The organism is Prochlorococcus sp. MIT 0701 (genome assembly GCF_000760295.1).
GTDB lineage: Bacteria > Cyanobacteriota > Cyanobacteriia > PCC-6307 > Cyanobiaceae > Prochlorococcus.
Map to the genome: position 1 here is coordinate 1 of NZ_JNBA01000011.1, position 18802 is coordinate 18802.

The 18802-nt window shown below is 52.1% G+C and carries 25 protein-coding genes; 16 read left to right on the forward strand and 9 right to left on the reverse strand.

Annotated features, from left to right (window positions below; translation table 11 throughout):
- Positions 1-248: hypothetical protein (locus tag EV12_RS14425; RefSeq protein WP_206537830.1), on the reverse strand; the 248-nt coding region annotated here is incomplete at its 3' end.
- A 26-nt stretch (positions 249-274) separates the two neighbouring features.
- Here EV12_RS14425 and EV12_RS02330 point away from each other — a divergent pair.
- Positions 275-562, forward strand: a complete 288-nt coding sequence (locus EV12_RS02330; protein WP_036911465.1) for a hypothetical protein — start codon at positions 275-277, stop codon at positions 560-562.
- A 103-nt stretch (positions 563-665) separates the two neighbouring features.
- Here EV12_RS02330 and EV12_RS13550 read toward each other — a convergent pair whose 3' ends face one another.
- The gene (locus EV12_RS13550) at positions 666-893 is read right to left on the reverse strand and encodes a hypothetical protein (protein WP_152563010.1); all 228 of its coding nucleotides are present in this window, start codon (positions 891-893) and stop codon (positions 666-668) included.
- Positions 894-919: 26 nt separating this feature from the next.
- On the opposite strand from EV12_RS13550, the gene EV12_RS13930 reads away from it, so the two are divergent.
- On the forward strand, positions 920-1096 hold the full coding sequence (locus EV12_RS13930; RefSeq protein ID WP_193742118.1) for a hypothetical protein: 177 nt from the start codon (positions 920-922) through the stop codon (positions 1094-1096).
- 292 nt (positions 1097-1388) lie between these two features.
- Entirely contained in the window at positions 1389-1625 is a 237-nt protein-coding gene (locus EV12_RS02335) for a hypothetical protein (protein ID WP_036911467.1), read from the forward strand.
- Between the two features lie 396 nt (positions 1626-2021).
- Here the strand turns inward: EV12_RS02335 and EV12_RS13935 are convergent, their stop codons facing one another.
- Complete coding sequence (locus tag EV12_RS13935; RefSeq protein WP_193742119.1) at positions 2022-2180, reverse strand: hypothetical protein; 159 nt, start codon at positions 2178-2180, stop codon at positions 2022-2024.
- A 26-nt stretch (positions 2181-2206) separates the two neighbouring features.
- Between EV12_RS13935 and EV12_RS02340 the strand changes: the two genes are divergently transcribed.
- The 3 genes from EV12_RS02340 to EV12_RS02350 all read left to right on the forward strand — a co-directional run bounded on the left by EV12_RS02340 (position 2207) and on the right by EV12_RS02350 (position 4772).
- Positions 2207-2398, forward strand: coding sequence for a hypothetical protein (locus tag EV12_RS02340; protein ID WP_036911469.1), 192 nt, complete (start codon positions 2207-2209; stop codon positions 2396-2398).
- Positions 2399-2956: 558 nt separating this feature from the next.
- A complete protein-coding gene (locus tag EV12_RS02345) occupies positions 2957-3217 on the forward strand; it encodes a hypothetical protein (protein ID WP_036911471.1) in 261 nt (86 codons plus the stop codon).
- Between the two features lie 445 nt (positions 3218-3662).
- On the forward strand, positions 3663-4772 hold the full coding sequence (locus EV12_RS02350; RefSeq protein ID WP_036911473.1) for an inverse autotransporter beta-barrel domain-containing protein: 1110 nt from the start codon (positions 3663-3665) through the stop codon (positions 4770-4772).
- Positions 4773-5000: 228 nt separating this feature from the next.
- Here the strand turns inward: EV12_RS02350 and EV12_RS02355 are convergent, their stop codons facing one another.
- A complete protein-coding gene (locus tag EV12_RS02355; protein WP_036911475.1) occupies positions 5001-5786 on the reverse strand; it encodes a transposase in 786 nt (261 codons plus the stop codon).
- 238 nt (positions 5787-6024) lie between these two features.
- On the reverse strand, positions 6025-7023 hold the full coding sequence (gene hrcA / locus EV12_RS02360) for a heat-inducible transcriptional repressor HrcA (RefSeq protein WP_036911476.1): 999 nt from the start codon (positions 7021-7023) through the stop codon (positions 6025-6027).
- A gap of 339 nt (positions 7024-7362) precedes the next feature.
- Here hrcA and EV12_RS02365 point away from each other — a divergent pair, with 339 nt between their 5' ends.
- From EV12_RS02365 to EV12_RS02405, 9 genes are all read left to right on the forward strand, one after another.
- A complete protein-coding gene (locus tag EV12_RS02365; protein WP_036911479.1) occupies positions 7363-8976 on the forward strand; it encodes a DUF3352 domain-containing protein in 1614 nt (537 codons plus the stop codon).
- The gene (locus EV12_RS02370) at positions 8954-9454 is read left to right on the forward strand and encodes a SixA phosphatase family protein (protein WP_241466478.1); all 501 of its coding nucleotides are present in this window, start codon (positions 8954-8956) and stop codon (positions 9452-9454) included. The genes EV12_RS02365 and EV12_RS02370 overlap by 23 nt, the downstream gene beginning before the upstream one ends.
- Positions 9455-9479: 25 nt before the next feature.
- The gene (locus EV12_RS02375) at positions 9480-10670 is read left to right on the forward strand and encodes a citrate synthase (RefSeq protein WP_036911551.1); all 1191 of its coding nucleotides are present in this window, start codon (positions 9480-9482) and stop codon (positions 10668-10670) included.
- Between the two features lie 60 nt (positions 10671-10730).
- Positions 10731-11849 (forward strand): NADH-quinone oxidoreductase subunit NuoH, encoded by a 1119-nt coding sequence (gene nuoH / locus EV12_RS02380; protein ID WP_193742121.1) that lies wholly within the window; start codon positions 10731-10733, stop codon positions 11847-11849.
- A gap of 127 nt (positions 11850-11976) precedes the next feature.
- On the forward strand, positions 11977-12633 hold the full coding sequence (gene ndhI, locus EV12_RS02385) for an NAD(P)H-quinone oxidoreductase subunit I (protein WP_036911485.1): 657 nt from the start codon (positions 11977-11979) through the stop codon (positions 12631-12633).
- Entirely contained in the window at positions 12630-13232 is a 603-nt protein-coding gene (locus EV12_RS02390) for an NADH-quinone oxidoreductase subunit J (protein WP_036911487.1), read from the forward strand. The genes ndhI and EV12_RS02390 overlap by 4 nt, the downstream gene beginning before the upstream one ends.
- Positions 13233-13271: 39 nt before the next feature.
- Entirely contained in the window at positions 13272-13601 is a 330-nt protein-coding gene (nuoK, locus tag EV12_RS02395; protein ID WP_011827260.1) for an NADH-quinone oxidoreductase subunit NuoK, read from the forward strand.
- Positions 13602-13613: 12 nt separating this feature from the next.
- Positions 13614-14564 carry an NAD(+) kinase gene (locus EV12_RS02400; protein ID WP_036911488.1) on the forward strand — a complete coding sequence of 317 codons (951 nt, stop codon included), beginning with the start codon at positions 13614-13616 and terminating at the stop codon, positions 14562-14564.
- 5 nt (positions 14565-14569) lie between these two features.
- Positions 14570-15070 carry a CYTH domain-containing protein gene (locus EV12_RS02405; RefSeq protein ID WP_036911490.1) on the forward strand — a complete coding sequence of 167 codons (501 nt, stop codon included), beginning with the start codon at positions 14570-14572 and terminating at the stop codon, positions 15068-15070.
- 43 nt (positions 15071-15113) lie between these two features.
- On the opposite strand, the gene EV12_RS13940 is transcribed toward EV12_RS02405, so the two are convergent.
- A complete protein-coding gene (locus EV12_RS13940) occupies positions 15114-15353 on the reverse strand; it encodes a hypothetical protein (RefSeq protein ID WP_193742124.1) in 240 nt (79 codons plus the stop codon).
- On the reverse strand, positions 15304-15582 hold the full coding sequence (gene pedR, locus EV12_RS02410; protein WP_036911492.1) for a photosynthetic electron transport-dependent transcriptional regulator PedR: 279 nt from the start codon (positions 15580-15582) through the stop codon (positions 15304-15306). Before pedR ends, EV12_RS13940 begins: the two co-directional genes overlap by 50 nt.
- Positions 15583-15668: 86 nt before the next feature.
- Here pedR and EV12_RS02415 point away from each other — a divergent pair, with 86 nt between their 5' ends.
- On the forward strand, positions 15669-16562 hold the full coding sequence (locus tag EV12_RS02415; RefSeq protein WP_036911555.1) for a methylenetetrahydrofolate reductase: 894 nt from the start codon (positions 15669-15671) through the stop codon (positions 16560-16562).
- Here the strand turns inward: EV12_RS02415 and EV12_RS02420 are convergent.
- Both EV12_RS02420 and EV12_RS02425 read right to left on the reverse strand, forming a co-directional pair.
- Positions 16543-17721 carry a nucleotidyltransferase family protein gene (locus tag EV12_RS02420; protein WP_036911494.1) on the reverse strand — a complete coding sequence of 393 codons (1179 nt, stop codon included), beginning with the start codon at positions 17719-17721 and terminating at the stop codon, positions 16543-16545. The genes EV12_RS02415 and EV12_RS02420 overlap by 20 nt on opposite strands.
- A 45-nt stretch (positions 17722-17766) precedes the next feature.
- Entirely contained in the window at positions 17767-18669 is a 903-nt protein-coding gene (locus EV12_RS02425) for a segregation/condensation protein A (protein WP_036911557.1), read from the reverse strand.
- Positions 18670-18802 lie beyond the last annotated feature (133 nt).

Genomic DNA, 18802 nt, shown 5'->3' on the forward strand with positions numbered 1-18802 from the left:
GGCAGCTGATGTCGACATTTTTTCTGGTTGCAGGAATTGGCTTTTCTGAAGTCACATTGCTTGCTTGATACAGTGTTTAAATTGCTTGTAAGGGATTGATCTAGTTGTGAGAGGCGCTGCAGGGGAAGTGCTAAGTGCTTCACCAGCTTTTCACCAGTAACCCCTGCTCTCTCCACCAGAAAGAAATAGGAGTTTTCACCAGAAAGTCTGAGATCTTGTAGGAGTCGAGGGAAAACAACCCAACACAATTCACACACTTATCACCTTTAAAACAATGACTACTTTCAACACTGACTACAACAACACTGAACTGCTCGATCAAGAGCTGACTACTAGTCAATTAATCGCTATTGCTGGTGGTTTACCCAATTTGGGCAATCAAATTTACCCTGAAGGATATGACGGTCCTAGATTTTCTGATAGCCCTGCTGAAGCTGCTAGAAGAGCAGGCAAGCCAAACACCATTGCAGAGGTGCACGAGGCTACCCTGGGGAACCTACCAACTCCACAAAATGCAGCAATCAAAGGGGTTAGAACTATTCTGAAAATATTCGGACTTTGAGCAAAACTTAATCCTAAGCTACTTGCCTCTTGTTAATTCCATATGCTCCTATCAACAGAAAGCCCCGCACTAACTCGGGGCTTTTTATTGCTTCGATCACTGCCTAATCACGCCTAAACATCATCTGATACCTGGCACTAATTAATACTGAGTCCTGCCACGAGCGGGGTTTTTTATTGGCTGTGGTGACCACTTCCAGGCTTTGACTGGGATCGGAGCGGTTCACCAGAAGCTCACCAGAAGTATTCCGGCGCTTCACCAGAGCTATGTAGTGGGGTTCACCAGAAAGGCTGAGATCTTGTAGGAGTCGAGGGAAAATAACCCAACACAACTCACACACTTATCACCTTTAAAACAATGACTACTTTCAACACTGACTACAACAACACTGAACTGCTCGATCAAGAGCTGACTGATGACCAATTGGAACTTGTTGCAGGCGGCAGCGTGATTATGCCTCCAATGCTTCGGCTGCCAGGTGGTATCTACAACTACTACCCAAAGCCTGATGTGAATCGTGCCATTAGTATCTGACCGACTGGACACCCCAATTAGTAGGCCTGGAGAAAGCAGAGTAAAGACAACATAGTCAGGGACTGGATCACTTAAGGCCCCACAACGCCCCGCCATGAGCGGGGTTTTTTCATGTCTGTGGTGTCTGCACTTCATCCTCTTACAAGGATCTGAGCGGTTCACCAGAAGCTCACCAATACCTCTTGGGGTCTACACCAGAGCTGTGTAGTGGAGATCACCAGAAAGGCTGAGATCTTGTAGGAGTCGAGGGAAACAACCCAACACAACTCACACACTTATCACCTTTAAAACAATGACTGATTTCAACACTGACTACAACAACACTGAACTGCTCGATCAAGAGCTGACTACTACAGAACTATCAGAAGTATCTGGTGGGCTTGGTGGTGACACCATCAATCCCGACCTGGATCCTGGGTTTGGTGGCATGCCCGCCGGTATTATCTTCTATCCCATAGCAAGAGCAGCGATTGACCTTTTTTTTCCTCAGCTATTAGACTCGGCAACTTCCGATGATGTAGCTCTTTAGTCCGATTCGATCTAGGTCTGTGATCAGCCTGAACCTTTAACTCCTTTCTCAAAACAGGCGCCCTCTTTTGAGTTGAGTTGTTGGTGAACCCCGAGCCCCGCCATTGTGCGGGGCTTTTAAATGCCTAAAGCCATCCAATACCTGACTCCTTCTTGACTTTATCTGCATAAATACGTATGCACTAGATCAGAGTAAAACTGTTGCTATTTCTTTGAGACTAAAAAAATAGGATACATCCATTAGCCCCTTGACTTCTTTTGAATCCTCAACTAACCCATCAGAGAACCCATCAGAAGCGGAACTCACATCACCATCTCTGATTCCATTTGCCCTACGGAGCCTGACTGCAAATTGATTGCACTCTACTGGAGTCTGATTCAGCCTTAGATCCCCATCTCAACTCCAGGTAGTAGCAAAAACTTGTCGAGAAGGTTGATCTGAGCTTTTCACCAGCTTTTCACCAACAACCCCTGCTCTCTCCACCAGAAAGAAATAGGAGTTTTCACCAGAAATGCTGAGATCTTGTAGGAGTCGAGGGAAAACAACCCAACACAACTCACACACTTATCACCTTTAAAACAATGACTGGTTTCAACACTGACTACAACAACACTGAACTGCTCGACCAAGAGCTGATTCATGAAGATCTATCAGCTTTGTCTGGTGGGTTACTTCCTATTGGGCCGGGGGATTTCAATGTAGATCCATTTCCATTTAAATACTTGTACCGAGCATTAGGGATCGATCCACAAGATCCGCTTGGCCTAAAATAGTGCTCCGGGCCATACAGAGTTATGGTTTAAAGTGAGATCATCTAACCAGCGTCTCCATCGATCCCTTCCAATAGGAGGGGATTTTTGTTTGCATACAATCTAAATCGCTTGGAAAAATTACAGACAATTGGCGCCTTGTTTCCGAAGAGATGGTCAGGTAGGAGTGTCATTTATCAAACGCAAGTTTGAAGTATCTGCTAGACAAGTAAATTACAGCTGCCAACTTCTTGGCTCTAGTTAATACCTGTATCTCCTCGGCTATTCATCAAATATTGTGCGAGAGATCACCATCTCTGATTCCATTTGCCCTACGGAGCCTGACTGCAAATTGATTGCACTCTACTGGAGTCTGATTCAGCCTTTGGACCTAATCTCAACTCCAGGTAGTAGCAAAAACTCGTCGAGAAGGTGGATCTTAGCTTTTCACCAGCTTTTCACCAGTAACCCCTGCTCTCTCCACCAGAAAGAAATAGGAGTTTTCACCAGAAATGCTGAGATCTTGTAGGAGTCGAGGGAAAACAACCCAACACAACTCACACACTTATCACCTTTAAAACAATGACTGGTTTCAACACTGACTACAACAACACTGAACTGCTCGATCAAGAGCTGACTACTGCAGAGCTGACACGATTTTCTGGTGGCATGCTTAGCGAATTTCACAACATGAGTGAGGACAGGCGTTTGGAAATTTCACAATATCCAAAGGAAGCATGGGATGCGGCCAAAAGAGTTGATTCGTGGAGGGGCTTAGGACGAGAGTTTGGATTTTTTGAAGGGCAGCAAGTGCAATTAGGCCCGCTCACACTTACATTCTAATTGAATTAATGTCGAACCCCGCCATTGTGCGGGGTTTTCAATTGCCTATTGATACGCTTAGAACCTTCCCCAAAAGCCACCCGATGCCTGGCCCTGCATTGTAAATAAGAGGCCTGTAAAGACGTGTGATTGATAGAAGCAAATGCTTCCTATGGTCCCTGGAAACTGCAAATCCAACCATCAACTGTCCGTCTCTAGCTAATATCCTTACCTCTGTCACTAATCATCAGCAGCGGAATTGACATCACCATCTCTGGATCTATTCGCTTTTCTAAATCTCACTGCAACTTGATGCCACTCTTCTGGTATTTAATTGAGGCGAACATCCCAATCCCACGGCAATCGTTGTTGGCCTGGTGAGATCGATTGCTGCAGTTGATGTGGCCTAGTGGCTGAAACCAAAAATAGCCGAGATCATGAGTGAACTTTTAAGCGTTCAATCCCAGTGCAGCGTTCGATTCGTCTCTCCTTATCGCTCACTGGTGCTGCTGCACTAGCTCTAGCCAACACTCCTATCCAACCAGTCGCGGCTCAAGACAACGGCAGTGCAGCAGATCTCGGCGTGATGGAGATCAACCTCAAAGATGCTGTGCGCTTCAACTGGGGTTTTCAAGGTGCCTTGCAAGGAGCAGGCACACCAAACCAGGCAGGTATTGGTGGGTTCTTGCCAATCGCTGTTGGCGAGAACAGTGTGTTCTTTGCTGATGTACTGCTCAATGCCAACTTTGCTGATTACGACGGCTACAGCAGCATCATCAATACAGAGGTTGCTGGTACCACCATCTCCACCTCAACCAGGATTGGTTACCGCTGGCTGAACGGTGATCGCAGCTGGATGTATGGAGTGAATGCTGGCTATGACAGCCGGCCAATGAATACAGGCAATGCTGATTCAGGTGTCACCCTCTACGACAAGGAAAGTGCCTTCTTCCAGCAGATCGCAGCAGGTCTAGAAGCTGTATCGGATACCTGGAACTTCAATGCCTATGCCTTAATTCCTGTTGGTGATACAGAGCAACGCCTCAATGTGCGTTATCTCGGTGGGGCGCTTGATACCTATGGCCTGGATGTTGGTTATTTCATCACCCCTGCTCTTAATGCTTCTGTTGGTTATTACTACCAGCAAGGTGATCTGGATGATGCTGATGGTTCTGGCGTGCAGGTGGAGCTGGATTATCAGATCGCTGATGGTTTAACTGCTGGTGTCAATGTTTCCTATGACGAAGTCTTTGAAACCAGAGTTTCAGGCAACATCAGCTATCGCTTTGGTAGCAATAGTACAGCTGCAGAAACGAAGAAAAAAGCATGGCAAAAGCCAACGATTCAAGCCTTATCTGAAAGCGTTAAAAACAGGAATATCCGCGTTCATGATGGGATCCATGGCACTTCCTTGACGAAGTGCAAGCTATTTGATCCGCGCAATGGCCACTTCCTTAAGTCCGTCTCCCCGACCTTCCACCACGCGACCATTCCAACCACCTCCCCCGTTCGTTACTACCTTCATTGTAACCCTGGCGCGCCCAAAGCAACTCCGGCCGGCTGGGAACCCGCTTAAGTACTGGCCTATCTAGGATTTAATATCTCATCAAAACTCTCATAAAAAGCAGCCAACCAGCCTTTCAATACCTGGCACTATCTAAGTGCAGAGCTAGCTTGCTTGGGTCAATTTATTTAATATCTAAGTTGCATTAAAGCCTGGGCAAAGTGAATACATTTTCGCATTTGAGTCCGCTAGTAATGTAGTTATTTGCTCTATTATTGCGTCGTTAATCGCGAAAATAATTTATGAAAGCAGTATTCTTGTGTCACCATCGCGGATGCCATTCGCTCTTCTAAATCTCACCGCAACTTGCTGCCAATCTTCTGGGATTTGATTGAGTCTGATGTCAAAGGCAAAGGGTAATTTCTGTTGTCCTGGTGATACTCGGTTCTTTTTGCTTTGTCTGCCTCTGCCCTTCTCTACTAATCGTTTCAGCATCCTTGAGCCCCAATGGCACCTTGAGCCGCTTTTGCTTTGGTGCCGGTAGTTCTGGCAAAACCATGCATACCGTTTGGAGCAGCCTTTCAGGCTTGATGCCAGCTGCAGAAAGCTGGGGTGCCACTCACTAATGCCATCACATTCCAACCTGCCGTAATGCCCGTAATTGGAATAGGGATCATAAAACCCTTTCCTGATTCCTGCTGCCTTTGGGTTGGCGTGGATGTAGCGCAAGGTATTCAGCACTCGTCTGTGATCTTTTGGAGCAATTGCAGTGGCGTAATACCTAGCCTCCCAAAAATGTCCGCAACGACCAGAAAGACGATTAAGTGCCATCGCTGAATACCAGCCAATCCAATGCATCAATTTCGGCAGCTCACTTGCATCATCAGGACGCAGCAGCAAGTGCAGGTGGTTGGCCATCAGGCACACCGCATACAAGCGATGAGGAACCTTCTGCTTGGCTTTAGCAAGCACAGCTAGCAGCACATCTCGCCTAAGGGCTTTAGCAATCAGAACCTGACGGCTATTGCATCTGAGCGTGATGTGAAAGGAGTGGCCTGCTGGCAGTAAGCGTTTGGCTCGAGCCATGCGTAGTACCCAGTTGTCGGCAGTAGGTCATCCGAGCCATGGGCAGACGGCATCAGAGCTCGATCATCAGCAAGGGGTTACCGAGTAACTGATCAAGAGAACGAATAACGCAAAGATCAATCAGTTCATGGGCTCCATTGTTCAGCTTTTGTTGAATCGTTTATACCGCCGAAAACCTAGTCGCCGAACATCGGTAGACGTAGCAAAAAAGTTTGCTACTAATAGCTAGCTGTCTCGCTTAGCAGAGCAGCCTTTCAAGGTGATTCGCCACGCTGCTCACGGCTGCCTTGGCTGTGGCATAAGCCATGCGCATCGGGCCAACGAGAGCAACCTGTCCGATGCCTTCCCCGGAGCTGTGATAGGTCGCTTGCACCACGGAACAGGCTTCCAGGGCGCTCTTGGGGTGCTCCGCGCCGATCCACACGCCTCCCAGTTGCTCATTGCCAACTGGAACCACTGCAGCAGGCTGCGTATCCATCAGTTCAAGTAAAGGTTGGAGGCTGGCGCTACTGCTGAATTCTGGCTGCGCAAGCAGCCTTGACATCCCATGGAACACTGCATCTGATTCAGCCGGTGTTTGAGCTTGGCTGTGGCTGTGAATCGCCTCTCGCAGTAAAGATCCGCTCAGATTGAGCTGCGGTGGCAGGCTCGACCAGTCGAGGCTGCCGTTGCCGGTTGTGGCCAGTTGATCGCGGGTCCACTCCTCGATGGCTTCGAGTTCGTTGCTGGCTTCATGGGGCAGCCGCAGATTGAGATGACTGGCTTGGTTGGAGCTTTCCACCAGCATCACCAGCAGCCTGTCGCCACTGCGCACCAGGCGTACGGCTTGAAGCGTTGGCTTTGGCCGTGCTGGCCTTGTGATCAAGCTCATCAGGCCAGTGAAATCGGTGAGGCGTCGGGCCAATTGCCACATCAAGTCATCGAGAGCTGCCCAGCGCAGACTGAGGTTTGTCAGTTCCCGTTCCAGGTGCTGCGCCGCCGATCCTGGAGGCGGCAGCAAGCAGTCCACATAGTGGCGATAGCCCTGCGGGCTCGGCACTCTTCCCGCCGAGGTATGAGGTTGGGTGAGCAGGCCACGCTGTTCAAGGGCTCCCATTGCCGAACGAACCGTTGCGGCGCTGGCTTTGAGGCCAAAGCGTTGCACCAGGGTTTTGCTGCCGACGGGCTCAATCGTGTCCACGTAGTGGTGCACCGTTGCTTGAAGCACCTGCTGTTGTCGTGCCGGTAGCGACTCCAAAGCGGTGACGTCGGGATCTTGATGGTACGGGGGGGCGCCCTGCTTTTGTGCTCTGTCACGAACTCACTAAGCCGGTCTCAGTGTTGGCGCAGTTTGCTTGCAACCCAGCATCACCACTGTCGAGGGTTCTTTCCAGATTGCAGCTGTTGTGTTTCTCGTCGTGCAGCTAGACAAGATTTTGTGGCGGAAATTGTGTAGCTGTTCGCGATTTAGTTGGCTTGCACAAAGAGACCTGTCAATCGCCTCATTGATGTTGACTTTGTGAGCGCTTCATACTGGTCGCAAGACGATCAGACGATTAATGGATAAAGATGATCTAAAGAGTCCCATTGCCGGCCCATGAAGGCCCGCCCGTTTTTGATTGCCGTGGTGGCCACGGTGTTTGTCCTGTTCTCATTGGTGGCGGGGCTTGGATGGGCTATGGCCCGCCAAAACCCTCTGCGTTTGGTTGATCAACCACTGGAGTTGCCACGTGCTGCAAGGTTTGTGCCTCGAGATGCTGCTCTTGCCGTTCATTGGTTGATGGATCCAGTGCGTGTGCCTGCCTATGCCCAGGCTGTAGCTCCGGCACGCAACCGTCGTAAGGCTCGCGATGGTGCTCAGCAGATTCGTGATGGTGCCTTCGCACTCGCTGGTTTGGATTTTGAGTCGGAGTTGGTCGACTGGCTTGGTCCGCAAGTGAGCATGGCTCTGTTGGAACCCGACGGGTCAGAAGGATCCATGGGTTGGCTTTTGGTTCTAGAGAGTCGAGATCAGGATGGTGCGAGGCGGTTTTTGCAGCGCTTTTGGCAAGCACGCAGCTTGGCTGGCACAGATCTGCAGATCAGCCGCTATCGAGGAATGGGAGTGATTAGTGGCAAAGGGGCTTTGAGCGGACGCAATCCCCAGCCTTTGGCAACAGCATTGATCGACGATGACCTGCTGTTGCTTGCCTCCGGCCGGGGGGTATTGGAACAGGCTCTTGATGTTTCCCAGTTGTCTGATCAGCATCAACTTGGGGATCAGGAGCTTGTCGAGATCGTGCGCCAGCTTGGTGAGGGTGTGGCGCTGATGGTTGCCTCGCCGCCCGCTATTCACTCTTGGTTAGGCCTGCCTAAGCAGCTCAGCCAGCGTGAGGATCTGTTGGGTTTGGTGGCTGCCTTGAAGCCTGAAGGGTCCGATTTGGCGTTGGAAGGGCTGTTGCGTTTCCAGCAACCCCTGGAAGTCGTTGCAAGTGAGGCTGGGGCAGGTGATGGACTTGCTCAGCTCACTGCCTCTGCTGGTGGTCAGGCGGAGGCACTCGCTTTGTTGAGTTCACCTTCTCGATTACTTGATCCTTCAGATCAGGATCCTCTGGTGCAGTGGTTAGGCCCCTTACTGCGTCAGCAGTTGACGGCAAATGAACTGTCTTCGGCTGCCACGATTGCTGGTTTGGACGATGGACCGTTGTTGTGGCTTCAGCAGCCCGAAGGCTGGGTGGTTGCGACCAAGCAGGACCATCCAGCTGTCTCGGTGGTGGATGATGCGCTGACTGAGCAGGGTTTTATTCGTTCGGATTTGCCGTCTGATGACGAATCTCTGCAGGTGTGGACGCGCTTGGCACGTCAACAAAGCTCCAGTAAGAACTTGCTTGAAGCTCAGTTGGGCGTTGCTTTGGCCGAGGAGCCAGACCTGGCCTGGTGGGGTCAGACCCTTGCGGCTCTACAGCAGCGCAAGCAGGGTAAGGCGTTGCAGCCTCGTCTTCGTCAGCTGAACAATCTCAATAGAGATGATCGTCCGCTTAATCAACAGCTGGTTCTTGGTGCAAATCCTGGTCGCGTGCAGCTTCAGCATTGGCGCCCCTGGACGTTGATGCAAACGCTTGCTGGTGGCTCATTGCAGCCCAGTGTGCAGGGGTTGGCCATGGCTGTGGGGCCTGACCAGGATGAGCAAAGCTCTTCTCTTCGCATGCGTGCCCGCCTCAACCTCGGTTGATCTTTTCTTATTTCGCCATGGCATCGCTGAGCAGCGATGCCATGGCGTTGATGATTCGCTACGCCCACTTACAGAACAAGGAATTCTGCGCACGATGGAGGTCGCTCGTCGCTTGCGAAGCCTTGGCTTTGCTGCTGATCGTCTGTTGAGTAGTCCTTATCTGCGTGCTGTTCAGACGGCCGAACTTGCGCAGCAGGCGGGTCTGGCGGGGCGGGTGGAATTCGAGAGTTGCTTGCTTCCTGGAAGGGATCCTTGGCCTTTACTTGAAGGATTGGTTGGGCGCTGCCTTTTGGTGGGTCATGAACCTGATTTGACCCATCTAGCAGCAAGGTTGCTTGGCATCCCTTCGGGCTGCCTGGTGTTGAAGAAGGCTGGTTTTGCTCACCTCAGATGGTCGCAGCAGAAACGAAGCCCTGCTGGTAGGGCAACGCTGCAGGTGTTGTTGAGGCCGTCGGTGTTGCTGCCCTGTTCCGCTTAGGTTGCCAAGCAGTTGTCGAGATGCGGTGGGGCAGGAGCAGGTTGGGGAGATTCGCCACGATCGCAGTGGCATCACCTTTCGTCCGGGGCTGGAGGGAGTGCCAGTAACCCAATCCGCCATCTGTGATATCGATGGACTGCAGGGGAGGCTTGCTTATCGGGGTTATCCAATTGCGGAGCTCTCAGCACATAGCAGCTTTTTGGAAACCACCTATCTGTTGATCTGGGGCGATCTGCCTAGCCCACAGCAACTTCGTGATTTCGAAGCTGAGGTGCAGATGCACCGTCGTGTGAGTTTCCGTGTACGGGACATGATGAAGTGCTTCCCAGCTTCGGGGCATCCGATGGATGCACTTCAGTCGAGTGCGGCATCCCTGGGGCTGTTCTATTCCCGTCGAGCCATCGATGACCCGAAGTACGTCTATGACGCCGTGGTGAGGCTGATCGCCAAGATTCCCACGATGGTGGCGGCCTTCAAGTTGATACGCAAAGGGCAAGATCCCATTCAGCCTCGTGACGACCTGGCCTACTCAGCCAATTTCCTCTACATGCTCACCGAGCGTGAACCGGACCCTTTGGCGGCAAGGGTTCTTGATCGCTGCTTGATCCTGCATGCGGAACACAGTCTTAATGCCAGTACTTTTAGTGCTCGAGTGACCGCCAGTACGCTCACAGACCCTTATGCAGTGGTGGCCTCCGCAGTGGGCACCCTTGCAGGACCTCTACATGGTGGTGCCAATGAGGATGTTTTGGCGATGCTCGAAGAGATCGGCAGCCCAGAGCATGCTGATGATTATCTCAATGAAGCCACCACTTCTAAGCGCAAGGTGATGGGCTTTGGTCATAGGGAATATCGGGTCAAGGATCCTCGCGCTGTGATCCTTCAGGGTCTTGCAGAGGAGTTGTTTGCTCGATTCGGCACCGATGAGATGTACGACGTGGCCAAGGCGTTGGAGCAGGCGGCTGCCACCTGTTTAGGCCCTAAAGGGATCTATCCGAATGTGGACTTCTATTCCGGTCTTGTGTATCGCAAGCTTGGAATTCCACGCGATCTTTTTACTCCTGTGTTTGCCATCTCAAGGGTGGCTGGTTGGCTAGCTCATTGGCGAGAGCAACTTGGCGCGAATCGGATTTTCAGGCCTTCGCAGATTTACACAGGTGCCCAGAACAGAACTTGGATCCCTAGTGATGAGCGTGTCTCTTCTACGGGCGCCTAAGTTGCAGCCAGCTCAGCCATCACCATGGTGACCACCTTTGCCACTGAAACCTCAGGCTTGGTGAGTTCTGGCCTTGATCTGGAGTTGAGCTTTAGTCAGTCATTACAAGGGCTGGGACTTTCCCCTCAGGTGGCTCATCTGCTTTGGCTGCCGCTACCGATGCTGTTGGTGTTGACAGCGGCGATGGTGGGCGTTTTGGTCACCGTGTGGCTGGAGCGGAAGATTTCGGCGGCTGTTCAGCAGCGGATCGGACCGGAATACGCAGGAGCTCTCGGAGTGTTGCAACCGATGGCCGATGGCTTGAAGTTGCTGGTGAAGGAAGACGTGATCCCTGTCAGGGCGGATGGCCTGCTGTTCACTCTTGGTCCGGTCCTGGTGCTTGTGCCTGTGATCCTCTCCTGGCTGATCGTGCCCTTTGGTCAAAATCTGCTGATCAGCAATGTGGGGATAGGGATTTTCCTCTGGATCTCCCTCAGCAGCATTCAGCCCATTGGCCTATTGATGAGTGGCTATGCCTCCAATAACAAGTACTCACTCTTGGGTGGGCTGAGGGCTGCAGCTCAATCGATCAGTTACGAAATCCCTCTTGCCTTGGCTGTTCTGGCAGTGGTGATGATGAGCAATTCACTCAGCACGGTCGACATTGTTGCCCAACAAAATGGTGCTGGCTTGCTGAGCTGGAATGTGTGGCGGCAGCCTGTGGGCTTTTTGATCTTTTGGATCTGTGCGCTGGCCGAGTGCGAACGACTTCCTTTCGATCTCCCTGAAGCGGAGGAAGAGCTGGTGGCGGGTTATCAGACCGAGTACGCAGGGATGAAGTTTGCCCTGTTTTATCTCGGTAGTTACATCAACCTTGTGCTGTCGTCCTTGTTGGTCGCAGTGCTCTACCTAGGGGGATGGGGCTTCCCCATCCCGGTGGAATGGCTGGCTGGTTGGCTTGGTCAGTCGGTTGATGCTCCCTTGGTGCAGGTGATCACTGGCTCCGTTGGCATTGTGATGACAGTGCTGAAGGCTTATCTGCTGGTGTTCTTAGCCATCTTGTTGCGCTGGACGACTCCACGCGTACGCATTGATCAATTGCTTGATTTGGGCTGGAAGTTTCTTTTGCCGATCGCTCTTGGAAATCTGTTGATCACCGCTGCTCTTAAGTTGGCTTTCCCTGTTGCCTTTGGCGGTTGATGCGGCGAAGGCGCTTGAAGGTGCTGGATCTCGTCCCGGCAAGGCTAAGCACTTTTACTTATCCTGGTTAAAAAGCTTGTAGGATTTCTTGCATGCTCCTAGTGGGCCTCTTAGAGGTTCCTTTCGCATGTTCGGGTTCCTCAAAAAAGTTGCTGACTACACCCGCGACGCTGCGGATGCAGCGAACTATCTGATCCAGGGCCTTGCGGTCACATTCGATCACCTGCGCCGGCGTCCGATCACGGTGCAGTATCCATACGAGAAGCTCATCCCCTCAGAGCGTTATCGCGGTCGTATCCACTACGAGTTTGATAAATGCATTGCTTGTGAGGTTTGCGTCAGGGTTTGTCCCATCAACCTGCCTGTTGTGGACTGGGTGATGAATAAGGAGACGAAGAAAAAGGAGCTGCGCAATTATTCCATTGATTTCGGTGTCTGCATCTTCTGTGGCAACTGTGTGGAGTACTGCCCTACCAATTGCCTATCGATGACGGAGGAATATGAGCTGGCTGCGTACGATCGTCATAGCCTCAACTACGACAATGTTGCATTGGGTCGTTTGCCAACCAGTGTGACGACAGACCCATCTGTGCAGCCTTTACGAGAGCTGGCCTATCTGCCTAAAGGGGTCATGGATCCCCATGATGTACCTGCCAATCAACCTCGTGCCGGACAGCTCCCGGCAGAGGTGCTCAAGAGTCTGAGCTTGCAGCAAGACTCTCCTCAAGGGGATAAGAGAGAATCGTTGCAGGATGCTCCTGATCAAGACCAGCCCAAAGGATGACGATTGCTACTTCCACAGAATTAATCTGTTTCCTGGTTCTAGGCGCCGTGGTGGTTCTCGGCAGTCTTGGTGTTGTCTTGCTGGGCAATATCGTCTACTCCGCCTTTTTGCTTGGTGGCGTATTTATGGCTGTGGCTGGTCTCTATCTGCTCCTCAATGCCAGTTTTGTTGCAGCAGCACAGGTGCTGGTTTATGTGGGTGCCGTCAACGTGCTGATTCTCTTTGCGATCATGCTGGTGAATAAGCGCGAAGATTTGAAGCCTATCGAGGGATTGCCTATTCGAAGGCTGCTCTCTGGTGGAGTCTGTGCAGGGCTGTTTGTTCTTTTCTTTCGTGTGGTGATCACCACGCCTTGGGCAGTGCCAGGCCCCGCAGCGATTGGAGTAGGGGCTACTGAGCGAATTGGTGAACACCTATTTACTGACTACCTTTTGCCTTTTGAGCTGGCATCTGTGCTTCTACTGATGGCCATGATCGGTGCAATTGTGTTGGCCCGCAGAGATGTGCTGGAGGTTGATGTTGGTACAGGTGATGCTGTCAATCAGGGTCTGATCGAGAAGGCTCGAACACCGTTGCTTGTCGATAAGTCCACGCCCTGATCAGTTCAGGACACTTTGTTTTTTCCCCTGATCGATCCCATGCTCGAGTCCTCGTCCGGTCTTGTTCCTCTTCAGGCCTATCTCTTGCTTGCTGCGATGCTTTTCTGTATCGGCGTGTGGGGGCTGATCAATAGCCGTAATGCTGTTCGGGTTTTGATGAGCATTGAGCTGATGCTCAATGCGGTGAATATCAATCTGATGGCATTCTCTTCATATATTGATGGCGATCTGATCCGCGGTCAGGTCTTTGCTGTGTTTGTCATTACTGTTGCTGCTGCAGAGGCAGCTGTGGGTCTTGCGATCCTCCTTTCCTTGTATCGCAATCGCGTCACTGTGGATATGGAGCGCTTCAATCTGTTGCGCTGGTAAGGAGACCCAAGCATGCGTCTCGATTTGGTCTGGGTGATCTATCGGGCGGGAAGTCATTCTGCGCATCGTGAAGCCTGTTGTTGTGTTGACGAGCTCCAAGCGCTTGGAGTGAAAGTGGTGATGGCCATGAGTGGAGTGAGGGCCAACCCTTTCCCCGATTTATTGGCCTCAGAATCCGGCCTGCCTGATTTGGCTGTTGTGCTTGGGGGCGATGGCACGGTGCTCGGTGCGGCCCGTCATCTTGCCGTTCATGATGTACCAATCCTTAGTTTCAACGTCGGAGGGCATCTAGGTTTTCTGACGCATGAACGCGCTCTGCTTGATGGCGGCGGTCAGCTATGGCAGCGATTGTTGCAGGACAACTTTGCTTTGGAGCGCAGAATGATGTTGCAGGCTGCGGTGGACAGCCGCTCCCCTGTTGAACGAACTGCTCGACCTATTGCTTCGCTCCAGGATTTGAATGGGAGTAAGGCACCGCACTGGGCCCTGAATGATTTTTATATGCGTCCTTATCGCGATGATGTGTCGCCTACCTGCACCCTTGAACTTGAGATCGATGGTGAGGTGGTGGATCATTACCGTGGCGATGGTTTGATCTTGGCGACACCGACAGGGTCTACCGGCTACTCGATGGCGTCTGGAGGACCGATTCTTCACCCTGGCATTGATGCCATCATCGTTAGTCCAATCTGTCCGATGAGTCTCTCTAGTCGTCCCGTCATCGTGCCTCCAGCCTCACGGCTAGTGATTGGGCTTCTGGGAGAAAACACTCGCCGGGTGAAGCTCTGGAAAGATGGGGCGAGTGGTGCCCTGCTTGAACCAGGCGAGTGTTGTGTTGTTCAGAGGGCTCGGCACCATGCATTGATGGTGGTTCTTGAACAGAGCCCCTCTTATTACAGAACTCTCACGCACAAGCTGCATTGGGCGGGAAGTCTGCTCAACAATCAACAATCTCCCAGCTGAAGCTCATGGGCCTCGAGATCGAACGGAGGTTTTTGGTGGTGGGAGAAGAGTGGCGATCTTTGGCAGGACCGGCCTTGCCTTTGCGTCAGGGTTACCTGGCCGGGTCTCCTCAGGGATTCACTGTCAGGATGAGAATCCTGGCGATGGATCAGGCTTGGCTCACCCTCAAGGCTCCTGCTGAGGGTATTGCTCGCCATGAGTTCGAATATTTGATCCCTCTAGTCGATGCAGAGGCTCTCTGGGGTTTGGCACCTGATCGTCTGATCAAGACACGTTATGAACTAAGCCTTAAAGGTGGTGATTGGGTGGTCGATTGCTTCGAAGGAGCGAATGCTCCTCTTGTGTTAGCGGAGGTGGAACTTGTCTCTGCGGATGAGCTGCTAGAGATTCCCGCGTGGTGCTGGCAGGAGGTGACTGGTGAATCTGAGTGGAACAATGCCGCTTTGGCACGCACCCCTATTCAGCAATGGTCCGATCAGAGGCGCCGAGATTACGGCCTGGCTTGACCAAAGCACCCCCAGGCCCTTTAGAATCTCTTAACAGTTCCGATTAAGCGAACTGGTTGTTCGGGCAGCCGATGCTGCGGGAAGGCAACTTGTGTTTGGTTTGTACGATACCGATGGCATCCTCCGCTTTACATGCCGGGATCGTGAGGCTTGTATGGCCTATGTCGAGTTGTTTGATCTCGAGTCGGACGGATGTTCTCTGATGCCCATACCAGAGCCGGCTGTGCTTGGGTTTAGGAGTCAGAGTCGGATTCGTCTGGCAAGGAGCAGCAATTGAAACCATCGCGGCAGATCTTGCCGTGATCCATGGCCCAGTTCAGAAGGGCCACACGATTTTTTGAGCCTGTTTTGGTGAACATGTTGCTGACATGATTGTCGACAGTTCGCTTGCTGATGGTTAGCTTTTCGGCGATTTCTTGGTTGGTTAGCCCGTCGGCGACAAGGTCAATGATTTCCATTTCTCTCGAAGAGAGTGAGATATGAACGGAACTGGGGATTTTGCCTGTGGCCATTCCCTATTCATGATCTCCGGTCATCTTACGCAGACTTTGGGCAAGCGATCCCTCATAGTTGGTGAGTGAGTGAAGGACATCGTGATTTGAGTTCAGCCTTGCAGCGCTCCATCGATGCCGGAGCGGTGACGATCACTGCTGAGGTCATGCCTCCTCGTGGTGCAGATCCTGCTCATTCCTTGTCGATGGCTCAAGGTTTGAAAGGTTATGTTCATGCCATCAATGTGACTGATGGCAGCCGTGCAGTGATGCGGATGAGCAGCCTTGCTCTCTGCCGGTTGCTGTTAGATGAGGGTCTTGAACCGATTTTGCAGCTCGCTTGCCGTGATCGCAATCGGATAGCCCTTCAATCAGATTTACTTGGCGCTCATGCCCTGGGTATTCGCAACTTGCTCTGCCTCACAGGTGATCCGGTCCGGGTCGGTGATCAACCTGAGGCGAGACCTGTTCATGACTACGAGTCGGTGAAATTGCTGCATCAGGTCGCTGCCTTCAACCGTGCGGAGGACCCTGTTTCGGGATTACTCCCTGATGGAGCGACTGCTTTGTTTGCTGGGGCCGCTGCTGATCCCAATTGCCAGAGCTTGAGTGGTCTGCGTCGTCGCCTCGAACGAAAGAAGGAGGCCGGCGCTCGCTTTCTTCAGACTCAGATGGTGATGAAACCCGCTGTGCTTGAACACTTTTGCAATGAGGTGGCCAATCCCCTTGGCTTACCTGTGCTTGCTGGGGTGTTTTTGCTGAAATCAGCTCGTAATGCAAGCTTCATTAATAGGGTTGTGCCTGGAGCATGCATTCCTGAATCACTTGTGGTTCGGCTGGAGGAAGCATCTGATCCAATGGCTGAGGGGATCGCTATTGCTGCTGAGCAGGTAAGGAGTTATTTGTCTCTTACCCAGGGCGTTCATCTGATGGCCGTGAAAGCAGAAGAGCGCATCCCCGAGATTCTTGATCAAGCAGGAATCAGCTTGGTGCCGGTGTGAGGTCTGTGCCAAGCAGTTCGGCCATGGCCTTCTGCTGAGGAGATGGTTCCACAAGGTCTTGGCGCCTTGCATCGGTGATCAGCCAATCAAGGGCTGCTTCTTGAAGGTCAAAGTGATCGCCATTTTTGCCAACGCAGTAACGGCCAAACACCAGCTTTTCCACCAGCTGCACACCAGGTCCAATACGGGAATAGTCAAAGATGATCGAGTTGTCGACGGTTGCCCCCTCGCAGATGCAACAGCTAGGGCCGATCATTGATGGCCCAATAATTGTTGCTCCATCTTCGATGCGGGTCATGCCACCTACATAAATTGGGCCTTGCACATTGATCTTGTCCCAGTTTGCGGCAACGTTCAAGCCTGTGTAGATGCCAGGACGGACCTCTTTACCAGGGATGCCTACTTGGCGAACCTCTCCTTGCAGCACGCTGCGAATGGCCCTCCAATAATCGGGAACCTTGCCAATGTCCACCCATTCGAAATCCATTGGTAGGGCGAAGAAAGGTAAGCCCATCTCCACCAGCTTGGGGAATAGGTCAGAGCCGATATCGAAGGGTTGGTCCGAAGGAATGTGCTCGAAAATCTCTGGTTCAAAGAGATAGATGCCTGTGTTGATTGTGTCGCTTAGCGCTGCATCAGTGGCGGGTTTTTCTTGGAATGCCTGAACACAATCATTCTCGTCTGTGACCACCACGCCATAGCTGCTTACTTGATCTTTAGGGACTCGTTTGGTCACCAAGCTGGCCAGAGCGCCTTTGGCACGATGGCGTCTCACGGCTTCTGAGAGGTCGAGATCAATGAGGGCGTCACCACAGAGCACCACAAAGGTGTCATCAAAGAATTGCTGAAAGTCTTGGATTTTTTTGAGGCCGCCAGCGGAACCAAGGGCATCGCCAATTAGTTCTCCCTCTTCGATGCGTCCCTCGAAGCTGTAGGCGATTTCTACGCCAAAGCGCTGGCCATCTCGGAAGTAGTTTTCAATTTCCTCAGCTAGGTGAGACACATTCACCATCACTTCTTTGAAGCCGTGCTCCTTCAGCAGTTCGAGCAGAAACTCCATCACGGGTTTCTGAAGGATGGGAATCATCGGCTTGGGGATCACGTGGGTGATCGGCTGGACGCGCGTCCCTTTGCCGGCCGCCAAAATCATCGCCTTCATTGGCGTTGTTAGGCCTCAGGTCGTTCAAACAACATAGACCTCCATTCAGGCGGCATTCACGGCCTCGGCCGGCGTGGCAGCTGGCACGTGAAGGCTGGTAAGCGGCAGTTGAGCAATTGTTCCTGGGGCCAGCAGTCGCTTGAGGAGTAGGGGGGCATAGAGAGATCCTTCCTGCGCCAGCTCCACTTTCCCCTGTGAGCATAGAAATAACAGAGCCCAGAACACGCCCACCCGATCAGTGTCCAGGTCTGCTGTTGAGACCTGTTCCCACTGACCAACCAACACTTCGAAATCAACCCAATGCAGAGCCTGTTCCCAATCGTTGAGGAAGACTCCTAAGGCTGCAGTCGTTTCAGGAAGTTTTTCCCGGTGAGCCAGAGCGGTGACTTGGGCAATGGCCTCACGCTCGCTAAAACGTTTATTGCGTTTGCGGCGTCGCTGTTGCAGTTCGTCGGATTCGAGTTGCTCGGCGATGGATTCCAGTTGTTCGATTAACTCCCCAAGGGTCACTGGCCTGCGAAGGGGTGGTGGTGCTGCCGGACGACGTAATAGGTGGCGCTCTGGGCGCCTGGGCAGTGCAAAACTTGGATCTAGCCAGCCTTGCTCTCCCAGCTCTGCTTCGAAGCCTTCTTCATATAGAGGTTCCGGTGGAAAGGTTTGGGCTTCTAGAACCTCTGCTTTTAGACCAACCAGTACGGATGCGGCCAAAAAGGCTTCACTGCTGTCAGCTAAATCCTGTTCATAACTGCCGCCTTGCCGTTGAACTTGTACGGCCACTTGCCGGGGCACCTCAATCCGTTGGCGTAGTTGATCGAGGAAACCATCAACCACAGCGATCACATCGACATCCCAGGGATCTAATTCGCCTCGCTCTGCGGCATCTTGCAGCAGGCGGATCGCAAGGCGTGCGCCTGAATCAGTCCCCCTGGTCAGTCCATCATCCTGCAAGGTAAAGATCACGCTTTAAATAAGCTATCGATCTTGTTAGGCGTGCGCTAGGGGGGATTTCATAGATCATCATGCTTTTAAAAAGCTATATGAATTTTGTTAAGAGGAAGCTGATGAGATGGTTTCTAGTCAG